The sequence below is a fragment of the Amphritea sp. GJ51-11 genome (assembly GCF_055808735.1).
This window is the reverse complement of the sequence record NZ_CM147881.1, coordinates 2,516,230-2,540,864: the sequence shown is the minus strand read 5'-3', so window position 1 is coordinate 2,540,864 and position 24,635 is coordinate 2,516,230. Positions and strand designations below refer to the sequence as shown.

25 protein-coding genes and 1 pseudogene are annotated in these 24,635 nt (G+C 50.1%); 13 read left to right on the top strand and 13 right to left on the bottom strand.

Translation table 11 applies throughout. The annotated features are described in order from the left end of the window. Nucleotides 1-74 precede the first annotated feature (74 nt). Entirely contained in the window at nt 75-1,373 is a 1,299-nt protein-coding gene (locus tag AC0L4K_RS11390; RefSeq protein ID WP_473266197.1) for a sensor domain-containing diguanylate cyclase, read from the top strand. An 80-nt stretch (nt 1,374-1,453) separates the two neighbouring features. On the opposite strand, the gene AC0L4K_RS11385 is transcribed toward AC0L4K_RS11390, so the two are convergent. The 4 genes from AC0L4K_RS11385 to arsC are packed head-to-tail and all read right to left on the bottom strand — an operon-like array spanning nt 1,454 to nt 4,517. Beyond that, entirely contained in the window at nt 1,454-3,148 is a 1,695-nt protein-coding gene (locus AC0L4K_RS11385) for a SufS family cysteine desulfurase (RefSeq protein ID WP_473266196.1), read from the bottom strand. A 12-nt stretch (nt 3,149-3,160) separates the two neighbouring features. Next, nucleotides 3,161-3,556, bottom strand: coding sequence for a DUF2069 domain-containing protein (locus AC0L4K_RS11380; protein ID WP_473266195.1), 396 nt, complete (start codon nt 3,554-3,556; stop codon nt 3,161-3,163). A 16-nt stretch (nt 3,557-3,572) separates the two neighbouring features. Further along, nucleotides 3,573-4,169: an NAD(P)H:quinone oxidoreductase gene (wrbA, locus tag AC0L4K_RS11375; RefSeq protein WP_417222244.1), complete on the bottom strand. Its 597-nt coding sequence runs from the start codon at nt 4,167-4,169 to the stop codon at nt 3,573-3,575. Further along, a complete protein-coding gene (gene arsC, locus AC0L4K_RS11370) occupies nt 4,170-4,517 on the bottom strand; it encodes an arsenate reductase (glutaredoxin) (RefSeq protein WP_473266193.1) in 348 nt (115 codons plus the stop codon). 121 nt (nt 4,518-4,638) lie between these two features. Between arsC and AC0L4K_RS11365 the strand changes: the two genes are divergently transcribed. Continuing rightward, on the top strand, nt 4,639-5,907 hold the full coding sequence (locus tag AC0L4K_RS11365; protein WP_417222249.1) for a virulence factor BrkB family protein: 1,269 nt from the start codon (nt 4,639-4,641) through the stop codon (nt 5,905-5,907). Between the two features lie 49 nt (nt 5,908-5,956). Next, nucleotides 5,957-6,229: an acylphosphatase gene (locus AC0L4K_RS11360; protein WP_417222252.1), complete on the top strand. Its 273-nt coding sequence runs from the start codon at nt 5,957-5,959 to the stop codon at nt 6,227-6,229. Nucleotides 6,230-6,295: 66 nt separating this feature from the next. Here the strand turns inward: AC0L4K_RS11360 and AC0L4K_RS11355 are convergent, their stop codons facing one another. From AC0L4K_RS11355 to AC0L4K_RS11345, 3 genes are all read right to left on the bottom strand, one after another. Next, the gene (locus tag AC0L4K_RS11355) at nt 6,296-6,850 is read right to left on the bottom strand and encodes a lytic transglycosylase domain-containing protein (RefSeq protein WP_417222254.1); all 555 of its coding nucleotides are present in this window, start codon (nt 6,848-6,850) and stop codon (nt 6,296-6,298) included. Nucleotides 6,851-6,893: 43 nt separating this feature from the next. Beyond that, entirely contained in the window at nt 6,894-7,196 is a 303-nt protein-coding gene (gene hmuQ, locus AC0L4K_RS11350) for a heme-degrading protein HmuQ (protein ID WP_473266189.1), read from the bottom strand. 298 nt (nt 7,197-7,494) lie between these two features. Next, nucleotides 7,495-9,216 (bottom strand): proline--tRNA ligase, encoded by a 1,722-nt coding sequence (locus tag AC0L4K_RS11345; RefSeq protein ID WP_473266188.1) that lies wholly within the window; start codon nt 9,214-9,216, stop codon nt 7,495-7,497. Nucleotides 9,217-9,390: 174 nt separating this feature from the next. Between AC0L4K_RS11345 and AC0L4K_RS11340 the strand changes: the two genes are divergently transcribed. Beyond that, complete coding sequence (locus tag AC0L4K_RS11340; RefSeq protein ID WP_473266187.1) at nt 9,391-9,897, top strand: DUF3087 family protein; 507 nt, start codon at nt 9,391-9,393, stop codon at nt 9,895-9,897. A gap of 256 nt (nt 9,898-10,153) precedes the next feature. On the opposite strand, the pseudogene AC0L4K_RS11335 reads toward AC0L4K_RS11340, so the two are convergent. From AC0L4K_RS11335 to AC0L4K_RS11325, 3 genes and pseudogenes are all read right to left on the bottom strand, one after another. After that, a pseudogene (locus tag AC0L4K_RS11335) lies at nt 10,154-10,306 on the bottom strand (IS5/IS1182 family transposase); the annotation flags it as partial. A gap of 143 nt (nt 10,307-10,449) precedes the next feature. Further along, entirely contained in the window at nt 10,450-11,289 is an 840-nt protein-coding gene (locus tag AC0L4K_RS11330; protein ID WP_417222270.1) for a mechanosensitive ion channel family protein, read from the bottom strand. An 82-nt stretch (nt 11,290-11,371) separates the two neighbouring features. Then, nucleotides 11,372-11,860, bottom strand: a complete 489-nt coding sequence (locus AC0L4K_RS11325) for a 2-thiouracil desulfurase family protein (protein ID WP_473266184.1) — start codon at nt 11,858-11,860, stop codon at nt 11,372-11,374. 266 nt (nt 11,861-12,126) lie between these two features. Between AC0L4K_RS11325 and AC0L4K_RS11320 the strand changes: the two genes are divergently transcribed. The 7 genes from AC0L4K_RS11320 to AC0L4K_RS11290 all read left to right on the top strand — a co-directional run bounded on the left by AC0L4K_RS11320 (nt 12,127) and on the right by AC0L4K_RS11290 (nt 19,181). After that, nucleotides 12,127-13,284, top strand: coding sequence for an acyl-CoA dehydrogenase family protein (locus AC0L4K_RS11320; RefSeq protein ID WP_473266182.1), 1,158 nt, complete (start codon nt 12,127-12,129; stop codon nt 13,282-13,284). 10 nt (nt 13,285-13,294) lie between these two features. Beyond that, complete coding sequence (locus AC0L4K_RS11315; protein ID WP_473266181.1) at nt 13,295-14,434, top strand: CaiB/BaiF CoA transferase family protein; 1,140 nt, start codon at nt 13,295-13,297, stop codon at nt 14,432-14,434. A 128-nt stretch (nt 14,435-14,562) separates the two neighbouring features. Continuing rightward, nucleotides 14,563-16,221, top strand: coding sequence for an AMP-binding protein (locus AC0L4K_RS11310; protein WP_417222278.1), 1,659 nt, complete (start codon nt 14,563-14,565; stop codon nt 16,219-16,221). A 2-nt stretch (nt 16,222-16,223) separates the two neighbouring features. Next, nucleotides 16,224-16,688 carry a PaaI family thioesterase gene (locus tag AC0L4K_RS11305; RefSeq protein WP_417222281.1) on the top strand — a complete coding sequence of 155 codons (465 nt, stop codon included), beginning with the start codon at nt 16,224-16,226 and terminating at the stop codon, nt 16,686-16,688. A 33-nt stretch (nt 16,689-16,721) separates the two neighbouring features. Beyond that, nucleotides 16,722-17,141 carry a PaaI family thioesterase gene (locus AC0L4K_RS11300; RefSeq protein WP_473266177.1) on the top strand — a complete coding sequence of 140 codons (420 nt, stop codon included), beginning with the start codon at nt 16,722-16,724 and terminating at the stop codon, nt 17,139-17,141. A 3-nt stretch (nt 17,142-17,144) separates the two neighbouring features. After that, nucleotides 17,145-17,948: an alpha/beta fold hydrolase gene (locus AC0L4K_RS11295; protein ID WP_473266176.1), complete on the top strand. Its 804-nt coding sequence runs from the start codon at nt 17,145-17,147 to the stop codon at nt 17,946-17,948. A gap of 252 nt (nt 17,949-18,200) precedes the next feature. Continuing rightward, nucleotides 18,201-19,181: a DMT family transporter gene (locus tag AC0L4K_RS11290; RefSeq protein WP_473266174.1), complete on the top strand. Its 981-nt coding sequence runs from the start codon at nt 18,201-18,203 to the stop codon at nt 19,179-19,181. 118 nt (nt 19,182-19,299) lie between these two features. Here AC0L4K_RS11290 and AC0L4K_RS11285 read toward each other — a convergent pair whose 3' ends face one another. Together AC0L4K_RS11285 and AC0L4K_RS11280 are read right to left on the bottom strand one after the other, a co-directional pair. Continuing rightward, entirely contained in the window at nt 19,300-19,908 is a 609-nt protein-coding gene (locus AC0L4K_RS11285) for a response regulator transcription factor (RefSeq protein WP_417222292.1), read from the bottom strand. An 11-nt stretch (nt 19,909-19,919) separates the two neighbouring features. Beyond that, nucleotides 19,920-21,434, bottom strand: a complete 1,515-nt coding sequence (locus AC0L4K_RS11280) for a PAS domain-containing sensor histidine kinase (protein WP_417222294.1) — start codon at nt 21,432-21,434, stop codon at nt 19,920-19,922. Nucleotides 21,435-21,662: 228 nt separating this feature from the next. On the opposite strand from AC0L4K_RS11280, the gene AC0L4K_RS11275 reads away from it, so the two are divergent. After that, the gene (locus AC0L4K_RS11275; RefSeq protein ID WP_473266172.1) at nt 21,663-23,291 is read left to right on the top strand and encodes an acyl-CoA synthetase; all 1,629 of its coding nucleotides are present in this window, start codon (nt 21,663-21,665) and stop codon (nt 23,289-23,291) included. A 116-nt stretch (nt 23,292-23,407) separates the two neighbouring features. Here AC0L4K_RS11275 and AC0L4K_RS11270 read toward each other — a convergent pair whose 3' ends face one another. Next, a complete protein-coding gene (locus tag AC0L4K_RS11270) occupies nt 23,408-23,998 on the bottom strand; it encodes a TIGR04211 family SH3 domain-containing protein (RefSeq protein WP_417222300.1) in 591 nt (196 codons plus the stop codon). 250 nt (nt 23,999-24,248) lie between these two features. Between AC0L4K_RS11270 and AC0L4K_RS11265 the strand changes: the two genes are divergently transcribed. Continuing rightward, complete coding sequence (locus AC0L4K_RS11265) at nt 24,249-24,629, top strand: glutathione S-transferase N-terminal domain-containing protein (protein WP_417222302.1); 381 nt, start codon at nt 24,249-24,251, stop codon at nt 24,627-24,629. Nucleotides 24,630-24,635 lie beyond the last annotated feature (6 nt).

The following is a 24,635-nucleotide window of genomic DNA, read 5'->3' as shown; positions in this document are numbered from 1 at the left end:
TTTTCTGATTGATTTTTAGCTTGGCGAACAGAGTGTCTAGATCGTTTCATCAATAACTATTTGGCTTTATTACTATGTCAGCATGCTTTTCGGAAGGATTCTATAAAGCTATCTTTGAAGGCTGTAGCGATGCGATCTATGTATTAGAGCCGCAAACCTCCCGCATTCTTGATGCGAATACCTGTGCTTGGCAAGATTTGGGCATGAGTCGCGAGCAGCTCTTACAACACAGTGTTATCTCACTGCAGCATGGCGTTGAAAATGAGGAGCATTGGGCGCAGATTTCTGAATTGATCTATGCTGCCCGACCTCAAGCGTTTACCTTTATCGGCCGTCATTTCCATCAGCAAGGAACCTTCTTTCCCGTCGAGGTGTATACCTCGGTGATAGAGTTTGAAGGCCAAGAACTATTCCTCTCGATTGCTCGCAACTTGGATCGCACTTCCTCTCAGCGCGAAGAATTTCGCACCAAGGATGCACGGCTCACCTATGCCCTTAATGAGGCCTCAGATGGCCTGTGGGATTGGAATACCCAGACAAATGAGGTGTTTTTCTCGCCGCAATTGAAACGCTTGCAAGGCTATCTGCCCCATGAGATGGAACCCTGCGTTGAAACATGGATCTCCTCGGTGCATGAAGCAGATCGCGAGCGGGTGATGGCGACCTTAGGGGCGCATATCGACGGTGATACCGACAGCTACGAAGCGGAATATCAGCTTAAGCGGCGAGATGGTAGCTATATTTGGGTGAGGGACCGGGGGCGTGTATGCGAACGTGATGCTGATGGCAAGGCGGTACGCGTTGTCGGGATGTGTCACGACATTACTCGGAGTAAGCAACTAGAAGAGATGCTGCGCTCCCAAGCGAGTCATGATCACCTTACCGGGTTATTGAATCGTCGAGCAGGTTATATTCATTTTTCTAAGCAGCTGAGTTATGCGGTGCGTTATCAGCAGCAACTAACAATCTGTTTGATCGACCTTGATCACTTTAAAAATATTAATGATGCCTATGGTCATTTGGCCGGTGATGCAGCGCTAAAGCATTTTGTAACCTTGATCAACGGTGTGTTGCGTCGTTCGGACTCGCTGATGCGTTGGGGTGGTGAAGAGTTTCTCTTGTTGCTGCCCAATACCGGCATTGATAGTGCTGTCCAGCTACTGATGCAATTTAAATCAACACTTCGCGACAACCCGGTTGTGCTAGAGGATGAATCACAGGAAATCCAGTATACCTTTAGTGCTGGGGTATCCTGCTTCCCCCATAACTCATCGAACCTTGATGGGCTGGTTAAAGCGGCAGATGATGCGCTCTATGATGCCAAAGATGATGGGCGCGACTTGATTATGATTAGCGCCGATACGATGAGTTAGACTGCCGGTTTTAAATCATAAGCCGGTAGCGCGTCATCCGCTTGCTGTTCTGCTTTACTCCCTATCAAGACATACCTTTGTTAAACTGGGCTCTCGTTGAGGGCATCATGAGCGTGGTGTTTGACCACTTCAATAATCGCTTTCAAACCGTTGCCCCTAGAAGGGCTAAGATGTCGGCTTAGCTGTAGTTGTTCAAAGTAGCCATCAATATCAAAGTCCAGAATCTCTTGTGCCGTCCGGCCGTTTAGCGCAGCGAGGACGAGGGCGATTAATCCGCGAATAATGCGGGCATCCGAGTCGGCGGCAAACCAGAGTGCGCCGTCAGCGTCTTTTTCGACCATGACCCAGGCATCACTTTCACAACCGTTAATGCGCGGCGTATCGCTTTTCATCGTCGCTGTAAATGATGGTAGGCGCTTGCCAAGTAGCATGATCTCCCGATAACGATCATTCCAGTTTTTTAAGGGGGTCAGTTTGGCCAGAATATCACGGTCATTCACTTCTCGACCAAAAGGGGAGCTATCAAAAACGGATTGAGTGGGCGCCGTATCAGCGGTTGAAAACGAGCCGCCTTGGGCAATTAGGCTGAGGGCTTCGGCAAAGCGTTCAACATCCTTAATGCTATTATAAAACGCGAATGAAGCGCGGATGGTGCCCGGCAGGCCAAGTCGTTCCATCAAGGGCATCGCACAGTGATGGCCGGTACGTACCGCAATACCTTGTTGGTCCAGCATCAGGCCGACATCCTGTTGATGGTGGCTGATCAACTGAAATGACAAAATCGATGCACAGGCGGTGGGGTTACCGATGCGGGTAAAGCCGGGAATCGCTGAGCATAACTCAACCGCTTTGCTCATCAGCGCCCGCTCATGATGCGCTAGGGCTTTACGATCCAGGCGATTGAGAAAACGAATCGCTTCTGCTAATCCCAATGCGCCGCTGATATTGGGTGTGCCGGCTTCAAACTTAAACGGTAGATCGTTGTATTCAGTGCCCGAAAATGACACCTTACGGATCATCTCGCCCCCGCTTTGCCAAGGAGGCATCGCCTCTAGCAGCGCTTGGCGTCCATAGAGAACACCGATACCGGTTGGGCCAAACAGTTTATGACCGGAAAATAGATAAAAGTCACAGCCGAGCCGTTGTACATCGATCTCGAGATGAGATACTGCCTGGGCACCATCCACAATCACGGTGGCACCGATGCTCTTCGCTTGGCGGATTAGCCCGGCAACCGGGGTGATCGTGCCTAGGGCATTGGATATGTGAGTCAGGCTGACAATGCGTGTTCGCTCATTGAGCAGCTCGGCAAAACGTGGCAGGTTAAGGTCGCCATTATCGTGAATCGGCACGACCTTGATCGCTGCGCCGGTTTGTTCTGCCACGATCTGCCAGGGGACGATATTAGCGTGGTGTTCCAATTCGGTCAGGAGAATCTCATCACCCAGTTGCAGTAACGGACGGGCATAGCTTTGCGCTATCAAATTGATCCCCTCCGTGGTGCCTCGGGTCCAGATAATCTCCTGCTCAGCGGCGGCATTGATAAAAACTTTGACCTCTGTGCGCGCCGCTTCAAACAAGCGGGTGGCTTGTTCGCTCAGTTGGTGAGCGCCCCGGTGAACGTTGGCATTTTGTTGCCGATAAAACTGTTCCACGGCGCGGATAACGGCCTCGGGCTTCTGACTAGTGGCAGCATTATCGAGGTATACCAGTGGCTGGCTGTTTATCTGCTGTTGCAGCGCCGGGAACTGTTTTCTGACTGACTTGAGATCCACGCGAGCTTCCCGTTACCGGTTTTGTTCAGGGTTATTTAACAGTTTGTTTAACTGGCTCTGCCAGCGGGCAAACATCATAGCGCCAATAAACAGTGCCGCGACCAGCAGTGTTTCGGCTAAGCCGAGAATAGCGCTGCTATGGGCGGACATAGCGATGGTCACCGAATGCATGAAGTACACCGTAATAAAGAAACATAACCAGATATGCCCGCGTAGATGTTTCTTCAGAATAGCCGGATAGAACAGTAGCAACGGCACTGTCTGGAAGGCCCAGATACTATAAGGGTTGGCGTTTTCGGGTGGCGCAATGATCAGGTGCCAAGCGGTGAGCAAGAGAATCAGACCAAAATAGCTGAACAGTGTCACGGCCCGGCTGATAGTCACTTTTTTTGCGAGTGTTTGCTGCATCTTTAATCCTGAGATTTTAAGCTGATAACTGAAGCGCTAATCGCCCAAGTCGTTTTCCCTGTGCCAGACAGAGTGCGGTTTCGGTGTCATCGACAGCTCGATCGCTCTGTTGTCCAGCCAGATGGGTAGCTCCGTAAGGGGTGCCGCCGCTGGTGGTACTGAGCAATCCTGATTCGCTGTAGGGCAAACCGCAGATCACCATGCCGTGATGCATTAAAGGTAACATCATGCTTAACAGGGTGCTTTCTTGACCGCCATGTAGGCTGGAGCTGGAGCTAAATAGTGCGGCGGGTTTATCAATTAGGGCGCCATTTAACCAAAGGTTGCTGGTTGAATCGATAAAGTATTTCAGCGGCGCGGCCATGTTGCCAAAGCGGGTAGGGCTACCGAGTGCGAGGCCGCAACAGTGAGCAAGATCGGCTTCGCTGCAATACAGATCGCCATTCTCGGGGATGCTGTCCTCGGTGGCTTCACAGTTTGCTGAGATCGCCGGGACAGTCCGCAGGCGAGCTTCTATACCGCTCTGTTCGATGCCTCTAGCGATCAGATTCGCCATGGCGCGGGTAGCACCGTGGCGACTGTAATAGAGTACGAGGACGTAAGGTTGCGACACTTACAGAATCTCCAGTACAGACTCAGGTGGGCGACCGATGCGGGCCTGGCCTTTGGTAATAACGATAGGGCGTTCAATTAGACGCGGAAACTGAACCATCAGGTCGACTAACTGAGCATCCGTTAGGTTCGTATCGCTAAGGTTGTTTTCTTTGTATTCCGCTTCACCTTTACGCAGTAGCTCGCGAGGGCTGATACCGAGTTGAGTAATGACATCGGTCAGCTCGGCCGCGGTCGGTGGATTTTCAAGATAAAGGCGCACTTGGGGGGTAACGTTATGCTCCTCTAATAGCGCCAATGTAGTGCGGGATTTTGAGCAGCGAGGGTTGTGATAAATTTCAACAGACATAGTACTGATCCTGTTCGTAACGACAGATTTTGATGTAAGTGCGATATTGTATACAGCTTAGCTACCAGCCTAAAGAGCGGCAGGGTATTATATCGCTTTAATTCATCGTTACAGGATCGTTATGAAGGGCAATCATCTGTTGACACTGCGGGGCATTGGGCATTTTTTGCTGTATCTTGCTCGTCAATTTATCCGCAATAAAGGCATGTTGAACGCGTCGGCGCTCACCTATACCACTCTGTTTGCGGTTGTGCCTTTGATGACAGTGTCCTATGCGATGTTAGCCGCGATCCCTTCCTTTCAGGGGGCAGGAGAGCAATTGCAGGGTTGGATTTTTGAAAATTTTGTCCCCGCGACCGGCGCGGTCGTACAAGAGTATCTTTCTGATTTCGCCGCTCAGGCCAGTAAGCTAACGGCGGTGGGGTTAGTGTTCCTATTCGTCACGTCGATCATGATGATGAAAAATATTGAGGGCGCGTTTAACCGCATCTGGCGGGTGAGCGAGCCGCGTAAAGGGATGTCGAGCTTTCTACTGTACTGGGCCGTCTTGAGCCTTGGGCCGATTCTGATCGGCTTGGGTTTGTTGGTGAGTTCCTATATCGCTTCGTTATCGCTGTTTACCAGTGCAACGGAGTTAGTCGGTCGAGCGCGGTTATTATCGGCCTTGCCTTTGGTGATGTCGGCTGCCGCCTTTACGCTGCTCTATGCGGCGGTGCCTAATTGTAAGGTACCGCTGCGCAATGCGGTGATCGGTGGGTTAGTGGTGGCGATACTGTTTGAGACAGCTAAGCGCGCGTTTGCCCTGTTTGTTACTCAATTTCCGTCTTATGAGTTGATCTATGGCGCTTTCGCTGCTGTGCCGTTATTTCTGGCGTGGATATTTATCTCTTGGACGATCATTCTGTTAGGCGCAGAGTTAAGTCGGGCATTGAGTGTCTATCGAGACCACCGTAAGGGTAAACATCTGTCCCACCTACATACGCTGGTGGCGGTGTTGCAGCGTTTATGGCAGGCTCAGCAGTCGGGTAAGTCGCTGTCCGACCGGCAGCTGTTGCAACAGGTTGAAGGCTTAGAGCAGAATGAGTGGGATCATTACAATGTTATTCTCTTGGATGCTTCGGTGATTAGCCGAACCGATCGTGGGGGCTATATCCTCGCCCGTGATATGGGAAGCTTTACGCTGGAGCAATTAAACAAACTACTGCCATGGCCGTTACCGGAGCGCTCTTCTGTTGAGTCGACCCGTTATTGGCAACAGCAGTTAGACCAGCGTTTACAGCAGCTCAGCGAGGTGCGCCAACAACAGTTGAGTTTGACCTTAGAACAGCTTTTTATCGCGCCGTCAGACGCTCAGGTTAAGCCCGGTGCTGAACCATCGCTCAACGGCTAGCGTTAAATAGGGTGTGTGAAATGATTGATCAACGATAAGAGGATTCTTTATGGGACAATGCTTACATGCGTTCGTCAGTGGCCGAGTGCAAGGGGTTTGGTTTCGCAAGTCTACATTGGAAAAAGCTCAAGCGCATGGTTTAACGGGCTGGGTACGTAATCTGGACGATGGGCGGGTCGAAGTGATGGCCCGTGGTCATGAGCATGGGGTCATGCAGTTGGAGGCTTGGCTCAGTATTGGCCCGGCGTTAGCAACGGTTGCCGAAGTGACAAGCTCACGGGTTGAAGCACCTGAGGAGTTTATCGAGTTCGTGATCCTTTAAAACCCTAGATAACCCTATTAGCCATTATTGACATGAGTCGTTTTTGGGCTGCTAGGGTTAGCCTACTTAATCTTCATAGCGGCGTTGGCTGCGATACACTTTTTCGGGATACCAAACTTTACCATAGCTGCCGTTATAACGGGCCAAGGCTTCGGTTAGGTTGCCTTTGGAGCGCTTGAGGTAGTGTTTCAAAATAGTAGCACCGTAGCGAAGATTGGTTTTGATATTGGTAAGGTTGTCGTCGTTGCGGCCAATTTCTTTTTTCCAGAAAGGCATAACCTGCATCAGCCCCTGTGCGCCAACGACCGATACGGCAAAACGATTGAAGCGGCTCTCTGTGTGGATGACGCCGAGCAATAGCGCCGGTGGCAGTTGCACCCGGTCTGCTTCGGCGTGTACGGTTCTGAGAATCTCGATGCGTTCCCGATCACTGTCGACATAGCGTTTGATACGGCCGGACATATCCGTTAACCAAACCTCAGCAGCAAAGCGGTCTTCAAAGCTGCTGCTATCAGCAAACGCCTGTTTCAATTCTTCCCGCAGTTCGGGATCGATTTCTTGCGTTGCCGCCGATAGCGATAAACTCCATGCCAGTAACAGCAGTGTCATAATCAGTCGCACAAACAGATTCCTACAGCGGTTTAAACGTGGATTATAGCGGTTTTTAAATAACTGTTTCAAAGCCTTCAAATTGTGGTGGGCCCATATAGATATCCTTGCGGCCACCGGCGTTAGCATGGGCTTTTTTGAAAGCATCGGATTTTAGCCAGCCATCAAATGCTGCCTTGTCCTGCCAGACAGCATGGGATGACATCAGTGTGTACTCTTCGGTGGTATCGCCCTGCAATAGGTTGAAGGAGATGAAGCCCGGCACTGATTCGAGGTGGCTATCGCGGTTTTTCCAGATATCGATAAAGTCCTGTTCGTGGCCCAGTTTAATACGGAAACGGTTCATGGCAATAAACATAGCGAGTGAATTCCTCTCAGAGTGTAAGACGATTCAGCGAGGCGCTGATGAGCAAGGGCTGAATCTTATGGCGTTAATAATGCTTGGCTTTGCTGGGGATTTCCAGCCCACAGGCAAGGTATTCAGTAATACTGTGTGATAGACCCGTTTTTCGTGCTGTTGTTCCCGTTCTCTTGAGGAGAATAACCCGTGGATGAGTGCCAATATGGCGGTGGGCGGGTTATTTCAGGCGAAAAAAAGCAGGCGCGAGGCCTGCTTCGATTATCGAGGGCTTAGATGAAATAAGCCTCGAAAGATTTTACTGTGTGAAGGTTGAGCGCATAAACGCCTCGAGTTCAGCCAGTTGAATCTCTTGCTTATCAGCAGCGCGGCGGTATTTATACTCCACGGTGCCTGCTTCAAGACCGCGATCAGAGATCACGATACGATGAGGAATGCCCATCAACTCCATATCGGCCATCTTAGCGCCAGGGCTAACCTTAGGACGGTCATCTAGAATCACGTCATAGCCTGCCGCCGTCAGTGTTTCATACAGCGCATCAGCTTGGTTACGAACCGCTTCCGATTTTTCATACTTAAGAGCAACCAGTGCGATGCTAAAGGGTGCAATCGCTTCAGGCCAGATAATGCCGCGGTCGTCATAGTTCTGCTCAATCGCCGCAGCAACCACGCGGGAAACCCCAATACCGTAACAACCCATATCCATGGTGACGGCTTTGCCATTCTCATCTAGGACGTTGGCATTCAGCGCTGCAGCATACTGTTGTCCAAGTTGGAAAATATGGCCCACTTCTATACCGCGTTTAATCACGATATTACCTTTACCGCAAGGGCTAGGGTCGCCTTCGACAACATTCCGCAGGTCGGCCACTTCAGGTAGCGCGACATCACGCTCCCAGTTGACGCCGAAATAATGTTTGCCTTCAATATTGGCACCGGCACCGAAGTCAGACATCTGTGCAACGGTACGGTCTACGATGCAAGGGATCGGCAGGTTAACAGGGCCGAGGGAGCCAGGGCCTGCACCGATAAGTGCTTTGATCGCCTCTTCATCGGCCATTTCTAGCGGTACGGCAACTTGCGGTAGTTTTTCGGCTTTAATTTCGTTGAGGTCATGGTCACCGCGCACCAGCAATGCGACAAAGTCGGCATCGCATTCATCGGATGCGTTCACAAACAGTGTCTTGATGGTTTTTTCAATCGGTAAATTATGCAGCTCAACCAGCTGGGCGATGGTTTTGGCGTCGGGCGTGTCTACCAATCTCATCTCTTCAGTGGGCGCTGCACGTTCACCGGCTGGGGCAATGGCCTCGGCTTTTTCAATATTTGCGGCAAAATCACTGCTATCGGAAAAGGCGATATCGTCTTCGCCCGAGTCAGCCAGTACATGGAATTCATGGGATGAATTACCACCAATAGAACCGTTATCGGCGAGTACAGGGCGGTAATCCAGTCCGATACGGTCGAAGATTTTGCAGTAGGTCTGGTGCATCAGATCATAGGTCTGTTGCAGAGACTCTAAATTACAGTGGAACGAGTAGGCGTCTTTCATGATGAATTCACGGGAGCGCATAATGCCAAAGCGTGGGCGAACTTCATCACGGAACTTTGTTTGTACCTGATAGAAGTTAGCGGGCAACTGCTTATAGCTGTGAATCTCGTTGCGCACCAGATCAGTGATCACCTCTTCATGGGTTGGGCCAACACAGAATTCACGGTTATGACGGTCATGCAAACGCAGCAGTTCTGGGCCGTATTTTTCCCAGCGGCCAGATTCCTGCCACAGTTCAGCGGGCTGAATCGACGGCATTAGGACTTCCTGTGCGCCGGATTTGTCCATCTCTTCACGAACAATGCGTTCAACTTTGCGCAGGGTACGCAGCCCCGTCGGAAGCCAGTTGTACAGCCCTGCCGCGACTCGACGGACCATGCCCGAGCGAAGCATCAGCTGGTGGCTGATAACTTCTGCATCAGAAGGGGTTTCTTTCAGTGTTGCAATCAGAAATTGACTGGCGCGCATAGATTTTTATACCTGATATCCGAAACTTTAAGAGCAAGCATTTTAGGGGGGAGGCGTTTGGAACAAGGGGGCAGCGAAACTATTCAATATAAAAACCTAAATACTGATATTGCACAGGTTCCTTTGACCGCCGGAGGCTCTATAATCGGCCGCTGATGTTACAGGGGAAAAACGATGCAGCTTAAAGAGATCAACAAAGAACGTTACAGTAAGCATTATAAGCAGATTATGATTGGCGTAGTGATCATTCTGGCGGTGATTGCATTAGCGGTGTCTAGCCTCTTAATCCAAGTCATGGGCAATGCCGACGGTAATAATTTTTGGCTTAACGTGGCCGGCGTAGTGATCGGCGGTATTGTGGTGGTAGCGTTACTTCGTCACCACCGCGACCATGAGTATATGTATGAGGTGAGCTATGTTTGGGATCTTAAACAGATGCTTAACAAAATTTATCGCAAGCAGAAAAAACTCAAAGAAGCGGTTGAAGCCGGCGACCGCGATGCGATGGTTATCATGCATTGGAGCTATAATGGCTCAGAGCAGCTGTATAACCTTGATAACAACACCCTTACGATGGAAGAGTTGCACAAGTCGATGAAAGAGCTGCAACTGACCATGGAGAAGTATGGGGTGAACGTGACTAATGATGATTTCCGTCCAGAGATGCTGGATAAGTTTTGAGCTCAAGCACTTAACTTCAGCATAATGTGCCCTATCTCAGGGCGCAGTCGCTGCCTGATGTGGTGACTTGGTCAGAAAAATATTGAGTGTTACCCGTGCTCAGCTATTACGGCTAATCTTCCGCTAAGGAGTCTATGCTTAAGTGCCCGAGTTTTAGTTAATTCGCTGACTCAAACAGAATGATCAAAATTTGGCCTAACAGTTCTCTTATCTCACCGTCGGCATCATGATTTCTCTGGGTGCAGGCGGACTTGCCCTACGCTCTAAGTATTTGATCAATTCCTGTGATGTTGGCTAGTGTGAATAACATCGCTAACTTGCTATCGTTTTTCATCAAACCGGGATAGGGTGCTTTCACGAAACCAAATTGGCACTTAATGATTCGAAATGGATACTCAACTATTAGCCTCGATTGTTGCTGCGCTGACAGCTAAGTTAACATCGCCATCCTGGCCAAAGAATGACTAGAATGTTTTTGAAATGGGTATAAGTGATTGCTTATACCCATTTCTTATTTATCAAAGGTTTAGATAGCAGGTTACCCGTAATCTGCTAAGGTTTGAGGGTTTCAGCCTGCTTGAGGGTCACTTCCCGTTGTGGGAATGGAATCTCAATGCCTGCATCATTGAAGGCTTTGTAAACAGCACCATTAATTTGAAACTGAAGTTCAAATAGTTGTTTCGTTGGCACCCAGTAGCGATAAGCAATATCGACACCCGAATCGCCGAAGTTGGCGATCCCCACCTGTGGGGCCGGTTCTTTCACGATCCCCTGGTTGGCTTGCAATTGCGCTTGAATTAATGCGATGGCTTGGTCTGAATTAGCCGAGTAGCTGATGCCGATGCTGGCCTCGACAATGGTATTTTCAAACGAGTTAATCAGTACCTCGCCAACGATATGTTTATTGGGGATGGTAATGATCTCGCCATCTTCGGTCGACAGCTGCGTATAGGCCAAACGGATCTCTTCTACGACACCGCAGACATTGTTGCAGCGTAGGGTATTACCCACGACAAAAGGGCGGGTCAAGATAATGGTAAAGCCCGCGCCGTAGTTTGAGAAAACCCCTTGCAGTGCCAAACCGATACTCAGTGAAATAGCACCAATCGCCGCGATAAAGGGGGCGACACTGATACCAAACTTACCGAGACAGATAATCGCCACCATAGCGATAAGGAGTAGCTTAATAGTGCTGCTGATAAAGTTGCTGAGAGTGACATCGACATTGTGGCGTAGGCAGATGTTGAGTACTAATTTACCCACCCAGCGCGCCACGATGAGGCCAATAATCAAGATGATGATGGCGCCGATAACCTGAAAACTGTAGTTAACAAAGAAATCGATAATGAGGGTATAAAGCTGTGACAGATTTGCCAGCTCGTCTGTGATCATAGACGGGTCTCCTGTAGCTGAACGGCGGTTGATTGCCTTGCCGGGCAAGGCTAATCAGCTGTAAAGGCGAGCGAAACCGGGTTTAGCGGTCCTGCAACGCCATAAATTCGGTCAGCTGATCGAGTTGCCGTTCATTGTATACCGGAAAGCCTTTACGCATAAGCTCATCGGCGGTCACACCGGAGCCAGGCTTAATCGTATTGTTGAAATGTCCATCATAGACTTCATGATTGCCACAGGAGGGACTGCGGGACTTCATGAGGGCGCAACAGCAGCCTTCTCGTAGGGCGATTTCGAGGGTTTTTTCTGCGCCGCTCAAAAACTGTGGGGTAACATCTTCATCATCGATATTGGTGATACGTAGCGGAAATTTATCTTGGATTTCTGCAGGCGCTCGAGGGGTGCTTAGGCCGCCTTCGATTTCAGGGCAGACCGGAACTAAACGTCCCTCATCCCGTAGTCGTTGGATGAGTGGGCTGTCGATGAGATTATCTTTGCCGTCGTAACGGACTTTACTACCTAGTAGGCAGGCACTGATCAGTATTTTATTGTTTTTTTTGTTATTCATCATTCTTAGGTACAGATAGCGTGGTTTTGTGACGGGGCGGATTCTAACAGGTAAAACGGACAGGGCAATTAAACTCAGAAGAAAGCTGATGTTATCGCGATATTTTTATGATCTAGGGCAGTTTCCAGTCGAGATTCCTTGTGGGTGCAGGGTAAAAAAATTTATTTACTGTTTACGACTTTACTGTTTTTAGGGTATATACTTAGGGGTATACCCTAATTATGCTTTGGCACTTGCCAAGCTTAGATAATAAAAACTAGGAATTTCCGATGGATCTGAATCTCACCGAAGAACAACAAATGATTCAGGACGCCGCTCGCCGCTATGCGGAAAGTGAATTGGCGCCGACCGCTGAGCAACTCGACCAAACCAAAGATCGTAGTATTCTTACCGGCCATTGCCGTGAACTTGCCGAGCTGGGCTTTATGGGCCTGAATATCGATGCCGACTACGGCGGAACAGAAGCGGGTGCGGTTGCCTTCAGTCTAGCGGTGACAGAGATCGCTCGAGCCTGTGCATCAACGGCCGTGACCATGTCCGTTACCAATATGGTGGCTGAGGTTATTCAGGTGGTGGGCAATGAAGAACAGAAACAACATTACTTGCCGAAGATTTGTAGTGGTGAATACCTCAGTGGCAGCTTCTGTTTAACGGAAGCGGGAGCAGGCTCTGATCCGGCTTCGATGCGCACCAAAGCCGTCAAAACGGATACTGGCTGGTCTATTTCCGGCACTAAACAATGGATCACCAGTGCCGAATTTGCCGGTGTCTTCGTGGTCTGGGCCGTGACTGATCCTGAGGCGAGAAAAGGCAAAGGGATCACCTGCTTTTTGGTGCCCGCCGATGCTGCCGGTATTACCGTCGGTGCTGCCGAGAAAAAAATGGGGCAGCACGGTTCAGCCACCAATGAAGTCCATTTTGATCAGTGTGAAGTTCCCGACTCAGCCATTCTTGGTAAGCTGAATGATGGCTTTCGCATCGCCGTGAGTGAGCTTGCCGGTGGTCGTATCGGGGTTGGTTCATTGGCACTGGGGGTTGGTTTAGCGGCGATGGATTACGCCATTGCCTACACCAAAGAGCGTCAGCAGTTTGGTAAGCCGATTGCTGATTTCCAAGGGTTGCAATGGATGATTGCCGACCGGATGACGGAACTTGAAGCGGCGCGCCTTTTGTTGATGAGCGCCGCGGATCGCAAACAACGGGGCCAGAGCTTTGCTAAAGAAGCATCGATGGCCAAGCTGTTTGCCAGTGAAAAGGCTAATCAGGCTTGTTACACCGCCTTACAGCTACTCGGTGGTTACGGCTATATGCAGGAATATCCGTTAGAGCGGCTGAGTCGGGATGTTCGGATTACCTCAATCTATGAGGGCACCAGCGAAGTTCAAAGGTTGATCATCGCACGCGAAATTCTTAACGCTGCTAGCTGAGGATCTACCCTTGAAAGAGCCCTTGAAAGGTCTAAAAGTACTCGATCTGTCAACGTTGTTGCCCGGCCCTTATGCAACCATGATGTTAGCGGATTTAGGTGCTGAGGTGTTACGGGTTGAGTCGGCTTCTCGGCATGATCTGGTGCGCAATATGAAACCGTTGATCGATGGCCAGTCGGCTGCCTTTAGCTACCTTAACCGGGGCAAACAATCTCTTGCGTTGAATTTGAAACATCCGGAGGCGGTTGGACTGATCAGTCAGTTGGTGGCGGAATACGATATTTTAATTGAACAGTTTCGCCCGGGGGTGATGGCGCGTTTGGGATTGGATTACGACACCCTAAAGCAGGTTAACCCACGGCTGATTTACTGTTCTATCACAGGTTATGGTCAAACGGGTCCCTACCGCGACAAAGCGGGCCACGATCTTAACTATCTGGCGTTGTCGGGTGCGGCCAGCCATATGGGGCGTAAGGCAAGTGGCCCTGCCCCGATGGGGTTGCAGGTAGCGGATGTGGCGGCCGGCTCTCACCCCGCCGTGATTTCCATATTGGCGGCGGTGATTGGTCGGCAAAGTAGTGGTGAAGGTTGCTATCTGGATATCTCGATGGCGGATAACACCCTCGCGTTACAAGCATTAATGATACCCGCTGCGCTAAATGGCGCGCCGGACCCACAGCCCGAGAGTAACTTTCTCAATGGCGGTGGCGTTTATGATTATTACCGTACCTCCGATGATCGTTACCTGTCGGTGGGTAGCTTAGAGCCGCAGTTTCGTCAGCGGCTGGCGAGAGCATTGAATATTCAAGATAACCCGCCTTTAGAAGATCGTCAGCTGAAAACCTTATTACAGCAAAAATTTGCCAAGCAGGACCTCGAAACCTGGTGTGAGGAACTGGCCGACCAAGATATCTGTGTCGAGCCGGTCTTGACGGTGTCTGAAGCCGCCGAACACCCCCAGTTTGTTGCCCGCCATATGATCGTCACGCAACCGAGTGGTGAGCGGCAGGTCGATTCGGCCCTCGGATTTGAGCAACAACCGATACAGCCTGCTCCTCGGTGTGGTGAGCAGGGTGCACAAATAATGGAAAGATTAGGCTATAGCCAGGCTGAAATTGACAAACTAAGGGATGCCGGGCTGTTTGATTAGCCGGTGACCCTAGGTTACATCAATTGTGGTTTCGCTAGATAAAATAAGCACACAAAGGGATGAGCCTGTTACGGGGACGTATCGCGTTCTCTAGCAGGGCCTTAATAAACATAATAACGAGGCAAATAATGACTATTGCTAATTACCAGGAATTTTACGATTCCTTTACGCCGTCCATGATCGAAGAGAAGCTGATCGGAGATCTGAAACAGGGTTTTAATGTCTGTGAAGAGATCTGTGACCGTTGGGCTGAGGATGATCAACGCATCGCGCTAAATTACGAAGGTGCGAGCCGTCCGGCATCGAGTCATTCTTTTGCTGAGTTGCAGCAGCGCGCGGCACAGTTTGCCAATCTGCTGACGGCTCGGGGTATTGGTAAAGGCGATCGGGTAGCGTGTTTAATGCCTCGGACGCCAGAACTACTGGTGGTCGTGTTAGGCACACTGCGAGCCGGCGCGGTGTATCAACCGCTGTTTACCGCGTTTGGCAGTGGTGCGATTGAGTATCGAGTGACGCAAGCGGAGACAAAACTGATTGTCACGGATCCCGACAATATTGAAAAATTGGACACCGTGAATGGTTGCCCTCCGGTGCTGTTATTTAACCGTGCGGCAGCGGCCGATAACTATGCAGCATTACCTGATTTTGAAACAGAGATGGCCGCTCAGAGCAGTGAGTTTGAGCCCGTTAGAATAAGTGCGGATGATCCCTTCCTGCAGATGTTTACCTCCGGTACGGTGGGTAAGGCGAAAGGGGTGGCTGTGCCTGCGCGTGCATTGTTGTCATTCTATGTTTATATGCGCTATGCCATCGGCTTAGAACCACAAGATCGTTATTGGAATGTGGCAGATCCGGGTTGGGCTTACGGTCTCTATTATGCGGTTGTCGGCCCCTTACTGTTAGGTAACACCACGCATTTCAATGAGAATGCGTTTACCCCTGAAACCACTTATCAGATGCTGAGCAAGTATAAGATTACCAATCTTGCCGCAGCACCGACGGCTTATCGTTTATTGATGGCCCATGAGAACTTGTTGGCCGAGCACAGCGGTTTCGAACTACGGCTGGCGAGCAGTGCTGGTGAGCCACTAAATCCTGAAGTGATTGGCTGGGTTGAGCGTCGTTTAGGCTGCCCTGTGATGGATCATTATGGTCAAACCGAAACCGGCATGACCGCCTGTAATCACCATAATCTTAAACAGGATATCGTCCGTGTTGGATCTATGGGATTCTCTCTGCCAGGACATCGTGTAGTGGCATTGGATAATGATCTCAATGAACTACAAGAAGGTCAGATTGGTGAGCTAGCCGTGGACATGGAAAAATCCCCGCTGTTTATTTTCCCTGGCTACACTTGGGGCGAGAAAAACCCGTTCCGGGGTAAATACTATCTGACCGGCGATGTGGTGGTTAGCCATGGTGATGGCAGTTACTCCTTCAATGGCCGTGATGACGACATTATCACGACTGCCGGTTACCGTGTTGGGCCATCAGATGTTGAAAATACGCTGCTGGAACATGAAGCCGTGGCAGAAAGTGGCGTGATCGGTAAGCCGGATCTTGAGCGTGGTGCGATTATTAAAGCCTATGTGGTGCTTCGCGAACAGTTTGATCCGAGCGATGAATTGATTGCCGAGTTGAAAACGCACGTCCGCAGCCGTCTATCGACCCACGCTTTCCCACGGGAGATCGAATTTATGCAGGAGCTACCGAAAACGCCGAGTGGCAAAATTCAGCGTTTCATTCTGCGTAATCGCGCCAAGGATGAAGCGGATGGCATGTCATAACGATGATTGAGCTACCGGCGTTACCGACGGAGTACCGGGTGCGTAACCCGAACTTCGCGGCAGAAGTTGAACGGGTATTTTCTCAGGCACCGTTTGTCCAAGCATTAGGGTTTCAGCTAACTGATTTTGAAGCAGGACGCTGTAATACGGCTTTGACGCTGCAAGAGAACCATCTGCAACAGGACGGCTATGTCCACGCCGGAGTGCAAGCTACTCTGGCTGATCACAGTGCCGGAACCGCCGCGGCGACCCTATTGGCCGAAGGGCAGATTATTCTCACGGCAGAGTTTAAGATTAATCTGCTGCGGGCGGCTAAAGGTGAGCGGCTATGCTGTCAGGCGCGGGTGTTAAAGCCTGGTGCCAGTTTAATCATTGCCGAGGCGGAGGTATTCTGCTTTCGGGAGGATCACGCCGAACTGGTATCCAAAGCGACGGTAACGCTAGCGGTGGTCGATAAACCTGAATAATAAAATGAATAAAAACTATGGGGCGACGTTTTTATGCCTGTTATGACAATTGAACAGATGAGTGATTTTCTGGCGGAGCATTTTCCGCAGGGTGAAAAGTTTGGTCTACTCTCCGACTTAGGAGATAGTTGGGCCGAGATGAGGCTGCCGGTTGATACCGGACACTTGCGGCCGGGCGGTACTGTTTCTGGGCCATCGATGATGGCGCTGGCGGATGTTTGTATGTATGCGGCACTACTAGGCCAGATTGGTCCTGTGGCGTTGGCAGTGACGACCAACTTGAATATCAACTTTATGAGTAAACCTAGACCGGATTGCGACCTGATCGCCCGCTGTAATTTGATGAAAGTGGGCAAGCGATTGGCGGTTGGAGAGGTGTGGATTCGCTCAGAGGGCAGTGAAGAGGTGGTGGCGCACACGACGCTGACCTACTCAATACCAGCGGAGCGTTAAAGAATGGCTGAGATTCAGTGGCAAGAGCGGCGACTTATCCTCAACGATGGTACTGAGATTTTTGCGCTGCACGGTCGTCATCCCCATAACGAAGGCTGGGATCGGCCCACTCTGGTGTTGTTACATGAGGCATTGGGGCATATCGATATGTGGAAGGACTTTCCACAATTGTTAGCTGATGCAACCGGCATGGACTTGCTGGTTTATGAGCGTCGCGGTTATGGTCGTTCATCACCGATAACCCTACCACGCCCGGATGATTATCTTGATCGAGAAGGACGGGATTGGGTTAAGCCGGTGTTGGATGCGGCGGGGCTAGAGCAGGTTATCTTAGTCGGTCACAGTGACGGTGGTTCTATCGCACTGATTGCGGCGGCAGCACTGCCCGAACGGGTGGTCGCTGTGATCACCGAGGCGGCGCATATTCGTATCGATCCTTTAACCACAGCGGGCATTATTGCCGCAGTGGAGCTGTATAACACCACGGATTTTCCTGAAAAGCTGGCCCGTTATCACGGTGAGCGCACGGATATATTGTTTCGCGCCTGGCATGAAACCTGGCTGCGAGATCGTTTCCAGCCGTTAGACTTGACGGATTGGGTACAGAATATTCATTGTCCGGCGCTGATTATGCAGGGCGCAGAGGATGAATACGGTGAAGTCTCGCAGGTAGAGGATATTGTCAGTGGCATTGGCGAAAGAGCAACGGGTGTGTTTATACCTCAGTGTGGCCATGTACCCCACTTACAAGCAAAAAAAGCAACGCTGCAGGCGATGACTCAATTCATTGAATCCTTGGCGTTGTAGCCTGATCTTCAGTGACTATCGACAGCGGCGATAACGATGATATTGGCTTTGAGTTCGCTGAATCTGGCTATCCTTTACGTCTGGCATAAAGAGCCCATCGCAGCTAGATAATCATTTAATCTCTTATGCTATTATGCCCGCTCATTTTTCCTATATATCGATGTCTGCGCTCTATAGGTTGTAATCGCAATGTTAGAGAGAGATCCGCATGAGTCGTTCAGCTAATAGCAACGCTGTTTGGATGTTGCTGCTGTGCACATTTTTTGGGGCGCATGTTTTCCGGTAGGAAAGCATGCGTTAGCGGAAGTCAGTGCCCTGACCCTAGTGCTTTGGCGTTTTGCGGTGGCGGCTAGCTGTCTATTCATTTATGCCATTTGGGTGAAGGTTCCGTTGCCGCGATTAACGGCTCAACAGTGGTTGTGGGCGATTATTGCCTCGATTGTGGGCGTCGGCGGATTGAATCTATGCCTGTTCACTGGGCTGACAAAAACCGATGCCAGTAATGGCGCATTGATTATGGCGCTGAGTCCTTTAACGACTTCTTTAATGGGCACCTTGTGGCAGCGAAAATTGCCTCATCTGAGTGCTATCTTCAGTCTGATTATTTGTCTGTCGGGTGTGTTGTTGGTGCTGACCAACGGCGAGTTATCACGATTGCTTGGCTTTGAATTTAATCAGGGGGACCAGCTGATTTTTGTCGGTATGTTGTGTTGGAGCCTGTATACCTGCTTAACTCAAAGTATCGGTCGTTGGCTGCCGATGATTCCTTTCACGCTTGTTGGCATGATGGCGGGTGCAGGAGTGATCTCGCTGATGCTAGCTTTTAGTGCTGAGGTGCATCCGGTGCAGGAAAGTCTAGCGATCTCCGCTTGGGTATTGGCTGATCTGCTGTTCATCGGTGTCTTTGGTACGGTGGGCGGCTATCTATTATGGATCAGTGGCGTGAATCAGTTGGGGGCCGCGACGGCCTCGCTATTCTTTAATTTTGTGCCGGTGTTTGCGGTATTGACTGCATTGCTGTTTGGTCAGTCAGTGACGGATTTGCAGTTTGTCGGGATGGCTATTGTGATTGCGGGTTTACTGTTGCCGCGACTACTCGTTTGGCTGCAACAGCACTCGGCTGTCGTTGAGGAGCTTGAAGCTGCAGTTGAGTTAGAAGTTGAGTCGGTGGTTGAATCGGTTGTCACAATCGAACAAACAGTGCTCCGTGAAACGGTTAGTCGCGATCAGTAGTTAAGGTTGATGGGTGATCGTCGCCTTGAGGGGCAGTAAAGCAGGTAACAGCGTGGTTTTCAGCGTGTGCTGAGTGACGACCTTGTTACCTGCTTTTGTTGTGAGCTGTTTTTGCGGCTTAGTTTTCCAATTGGGCGGCTTGGTTGACCAGTGCCGGCAAGCTTTCAGCGCGCATTTTACTCATCACCCGAGAGCGGTGTACTTCGACGGTCTTCGGGCTAATACCGAGTTCTTCGGCGATTTCTCGGTTAGCTTTGCCAGAAACGACCAGCGCCATCACTTCCCGTTCCCGTCGGCTCAGGGTTTCATAGCGGGCGTGAATCTGCTCTAGCTGTTGCTGACCGGCTAATATCTCATCGGCTTTTTTCAATGCATTTTGCACCAATGGAATCAGTACTTCGTCATCGAAGGGCTTTTCGAGGAAGTCGATCGCGCCGTTTTTCATGGCAGTCACGGCCATCGGGATATCACCGTGACCACTGAGCACAATGATCGGCAGGCGGATATCTCTTTCCAACATGATTTGTTGTAGCGCTAGACCATTAATTTCAGGCATACGCACATCCAGCAGCATACAGCCTTGGTCGCCTTTGTAGTTGCTGAGAAAGTCACGGGCCGAGGAGAAACTCTTGACCGGCAGGTCATCACTTTCCAATAGCCATTGCATGGAATCTCGAAAATCATCGTCGTCATCGACAATAAAAACGGTACCGTTGTATCTGCTCATGTTGTCAGGTCCTAGCCTTTCGCTGGAATTTTAATAAAAAACTGTGTGCCTGTTTGACCATCACTTTCGGCCCATAGCTGCCCACCGTGGGCCTCGATAATGGTGCGTGAGATGGATAATCCCATTCCCAAACCGGTCGATTTAGAGGTGAAAAAAGGCTCAAACAGTTTACTTAATATCTCGGCACTGATGCCTTTGGCGTGGTCTGACACCGAGATATAGATATAATCCTTGGTTTTTCGGGTGCGTATAATAACGGGACGATGGCTAACTTCACAGCCATTATAAGCCTCAATCGCATTCCTAATCAGGTTAACCAGCACCTGTTCAATCTGAATTTTATCAGCGACGATGGCTAGTTCGCCATGTTCCAGTTCAAATTCAAAGGTGGTGTTGTGATCCAGTGCTTCCTGTTTAAGAAACTCAGCGATCTCTTGGCAGCTGTCATTAAGTGAGAATTCCATACGCTGGTATTCGGTCTTCTTAACGAAGCTGCGCATGCGTTTGACGATCTCTGCGGCACGTTTGGCTTGGCGGGTAATCAATCCCATCGAGTGGCTGACTTCCTCCACCGAGCTGATACGTCCCTCTTCAATACGGCGCATTGAGCCGCGACAATAATTTAGAATGGCGGCCAACGGTTGGTTGATCTCATGGGCGAGTCCGGAGGCCATTTCGCCAACGGAGAGTAACCGGGCAATGTGCGCCATCTCCAATTGGTTACGTTTCATCTCATCTTCGGCCTTTCGGCGCAGGGTAATATCCCGGCCGATAATTGAGTAATACTCCACCTGCATATCGTCATTAAGGTTTCGGTGGGCGATCACTTCACGAATTTCTGCGGTACGCTCACGGCCAGAGGGCAGTTGCATTTTAATGCTGCCATACCAGGTGCCGTGGGCGGCAGCGTGACCGAGGGCATCTTGCACTAATGAGGCAAAAATTTTGGGGGAAAACATCTGCTCAAGATAAAACACCATCGGGTTTTCTTTTTCGGTACCCAAGGTGATGTAGGTGGCCTCATTCATATAGGTCAGCTGCATGGTTTTATGGTTGCAGAACATAATCATGTCGGAAGAGGCTTCCACCACGCGTGCCAGTCGGCGGGTGGCTTGTTGTGCCAGGGTTTGCTCGGTAACGTCACGAGAGACACAGACCACCTCAATGGGCTTGCCTTCGGCATTTCTCAACGTACGGCTGGTGGTTTCTAGCCAGATGTAGTGACCATTTTTATGTTTATAACGATAAACGTTGGTGTACATCCCTTTGCGATAACGGACGGAGTCGGAACGCTTTATCAGGTTATCAGCATCTTCCGGGTGGAAGAGGTCATAGCCGGCGGTGCCTATCATCTCTTCGACGGTATAGCCGAGCATACGTTCTACCGCTGGGCTCACATCGAGAAAGGTCCATTCCGTTGTCGGTGTGTGGCGGGAGATCATATCGGTGGACTGCTCGACGAGAAAGCGCGATCGTTCGCCCTCATCCATCTCACTGATCGCTTTCAGGTTTTGTTCTATACTCATGAGTGCTCGCTGATCAGGTAAAAACCCTTAATATGTCGTTCCAGTGCTGCATTTGATACGGCTTTGGACTTAAGGCTAGCTTGTTTCATCAGGGTAATTACGTATTATAACGGATGCAATAAGGGTATACCCTAGGCGGTGCGATTTATCACATCCGTTTTCACAATAAAAATACTGCTGGGCCCGCTGGCTGATCGCGGATACAGCAATGTTCAGGGATTAACTACTATGTCAAAACACTCGAATCCATATCAGTTTGGCTTGGATAAGAACAGCGCCAACTTTTCTGCTATGAGCCCATTAAGCTTTCTCGAGCGTTCCGCTTTCGTCTTTCCTAACCATACAGCGGTGGTGCATCAGCAAACCCGACGTAACTGGTCGGAAACGTATGATCGCTGCCGTCAGTTAGCCAGCGCCTTGGTTCAGAATGGGATTGGAAAAGGGGATACGGTCGCGGTGATGGCGCCGAACCTACCCGAACTGTTTGAGGCGCATTTTGGTGTGCCGATGTGTGGTGCGGTGCTAAATGCGCTGAACGTGCGTCTGGATGCCGAAGCGATCGCTTTTATTCTGCAGCACGGCGAAGCGAAAGTGATTATGGTGGATCGAGAGTTTTCTGAGGTCATTGATCAAGCACTTAAAATGATCCCCCATAAGCCGTTAGTGATCGATATTGATGATCCCTATTATGAAGGCGGTAAGTTGATTGGCTCCACCGATTATGAAGCCTTCATTGCCACCGGCGATGCAGCTTATGCTTGGCAGATGCCGGAAGATGAGTGGGATGCCATTACCCTCAACTATACCTCAGGAACAACGGGCAACCCGAAAGGGGTGGTTTACCATCATCGGGGCGCGTATCTGAATGCGATGAGTAATATCGTTTCTTGGGATATGGGGCATCACCCGGTGTATCTCTGGACACTGCCGATGTTCCACTGCAATGGTTGGTGTTTCCCTTGGAGTCTGGCCGCATCTAGCGGCGTGAGTGTCTGTTTGCGTCATGTTCGGGCCGATGATATTTACTCAGCGATTAAAGATGAGAAGGTTAATCACTTCTGTAGTGCGCCGATTGTCTTGAATATGTTGAATAACGCGCCGGATGAGATGAAAGCGGGTATTGATCATCAGGTTAAAGTGATGACCGCCGGAGCTGCGCCACCGGCCGCCGTGATTCAGGGGGTGGAAGCGATGGGCTTCGATGTTACCCATGTTTATGGGCTGACCGAAACCTACGGGCCATCGGTCGTATGTGAGTGGCATCAGGAATGGAATGATCGAAACGACGAAGAGATTGCGCGATTGAAATCCCGTCAGGGTGTTCGGGCGCCGATGCTTGATGGGCTGATGGTCGCGGATCCGACTACACTCGAGCCGGTGCCTCAAGATGGCCTCACCATGGGTGAGATCTTTATGCGTGGTAATCTGGTGATGAAGGGTTACCTGAAAAACCCGACCACCACTGAAGAAAGCTTTGCCGGAGGTTGGTTCCATTCCGGTGATTTAGCCGTGTGGCATCCCGATGGTTATATTGAAATTAAGGATCGCTCAAAAGATATTATTATCTCCGGAGGGGAAAACATTTCCTCGATTGAAGTCGAAGATGTGTTATATCGCAATAAGAGTGTTATGGAAGCGGCGGTTGTTGCCCGAGATGATGAGAAGTGGGGTGAAGTGCCCTGTGCCTTTGTCACCCTAAAAGAGGGCGCGGAAGTGTCTGAGCAGGAGATAATTGATTTCTGCCGTGAGAATATGGCGAACTTTAAAACACCGAAGAAAGTCGTTTTCGGTCCGTTACCAAAAACCTCAACCGGAAAAATTCAGAAGTTTGTCTTACGCGATAAAGCCAACGATTAACGGTCGATATGAATTTAAGGTATGAGCCTCCGTTAACGCTGGAGGCTCACCTTTGCAACATGATTTCGGCCGGTTAATGGCATCTGGGGGCTTTTAGCTGCCGCTAGCCCCGCAGATTACCAGGTGTCATGACGCTTTCTACGTTTTGGCAGATAAGGAATCATTAAACCTAGTAGTAATCCACCGAAGGCGACTAAGCCACCGTAGGTAAACCAGCGCATCAGATTGCTTTCATCCATACCATTGATGGTGCGGTTGAGGCTGACGATCTCTTCCTCAAGGGCCGATACTTTACCCGCATTTCCCGCATTTTGGCCGGCAAGGCTCTGATTCTGTTGTTTTAACGCTAAGATCTCTTCAGCCTGCGCCGCCAGATTCTCTTCATTCTGTTTTAGTTGCTCTTGCAGTTTTGGATAGCGGGTCGCTAAGCTAATACCTGATGAGATCTTGTCGGCGGGCATCCAACCAACTTTGCCACTCGGGGTCTTAATCTGAATGAAATCCGTTTTCTCATTACGATTAAGCACGGTGACTGGTGAGCCACTGCGTATCCGCCCGGTAATCCGGTATTCCGTTCCTGGACCACCGTGATAAAAGGTATAGACATCATCGCTAACATAATTAGCGGCGTCAGCCGAGGTTGAAAGTGCCACGGCAAAAAGGCATGCGATCCATGGCTTTTTTGGGAGTTTATTTGACGAATTCATGTTCTTCCTGTGTGTGTAGACGTTCAGCCTTCCCCCCTAAAACCGAAACCTGGTTTTCAGGCAAAGCTGGACAGCGGTAGACCGGTATCGATGCGATAAGTTCAGCGGCTGTCGTAATAATTTAACATTATACAATCAATCGGCCTCGGGTTAAGCCCTGATTTTTTACAGGAACAATTGATTAAGGTAGTGATATACTGTCGCGCGAATTAACCGGTTGCCATCAGGCCCGAATTAAGGAGTTATCAGAGTGGCATTTATTCGTTGGTTTCTGGGTAGGATTATCCTGCTATTGAATTTTGTATTTCGTCCTCGGGCGATTAAAAGAGATCCTGAGCAGCAGCGTGAGTTAGATCTTCGCACCGCTCACTTATCTCTCTATCAGTATGAGGCGTGTCCGTTTTGCGTTAAGGTGCGCCGCGCGCTGCGTCGTAACGGTCTGAATATTGAGTTGCGTGATGCCAAAAAGGTCGAATTGTACCGTCAAGAACTGCTAGAGGGTGGTGGTCGGCTGAAAGTTCCCTGCCTGCGTATTGATGAGGCCGATGGCGAAGTGCGTTGGATGTATGAATCCTCCGACATTATTCACTATCTTGAACAGGCTTATGTCACACCCAAGATTGGCGCATAAGTCTCG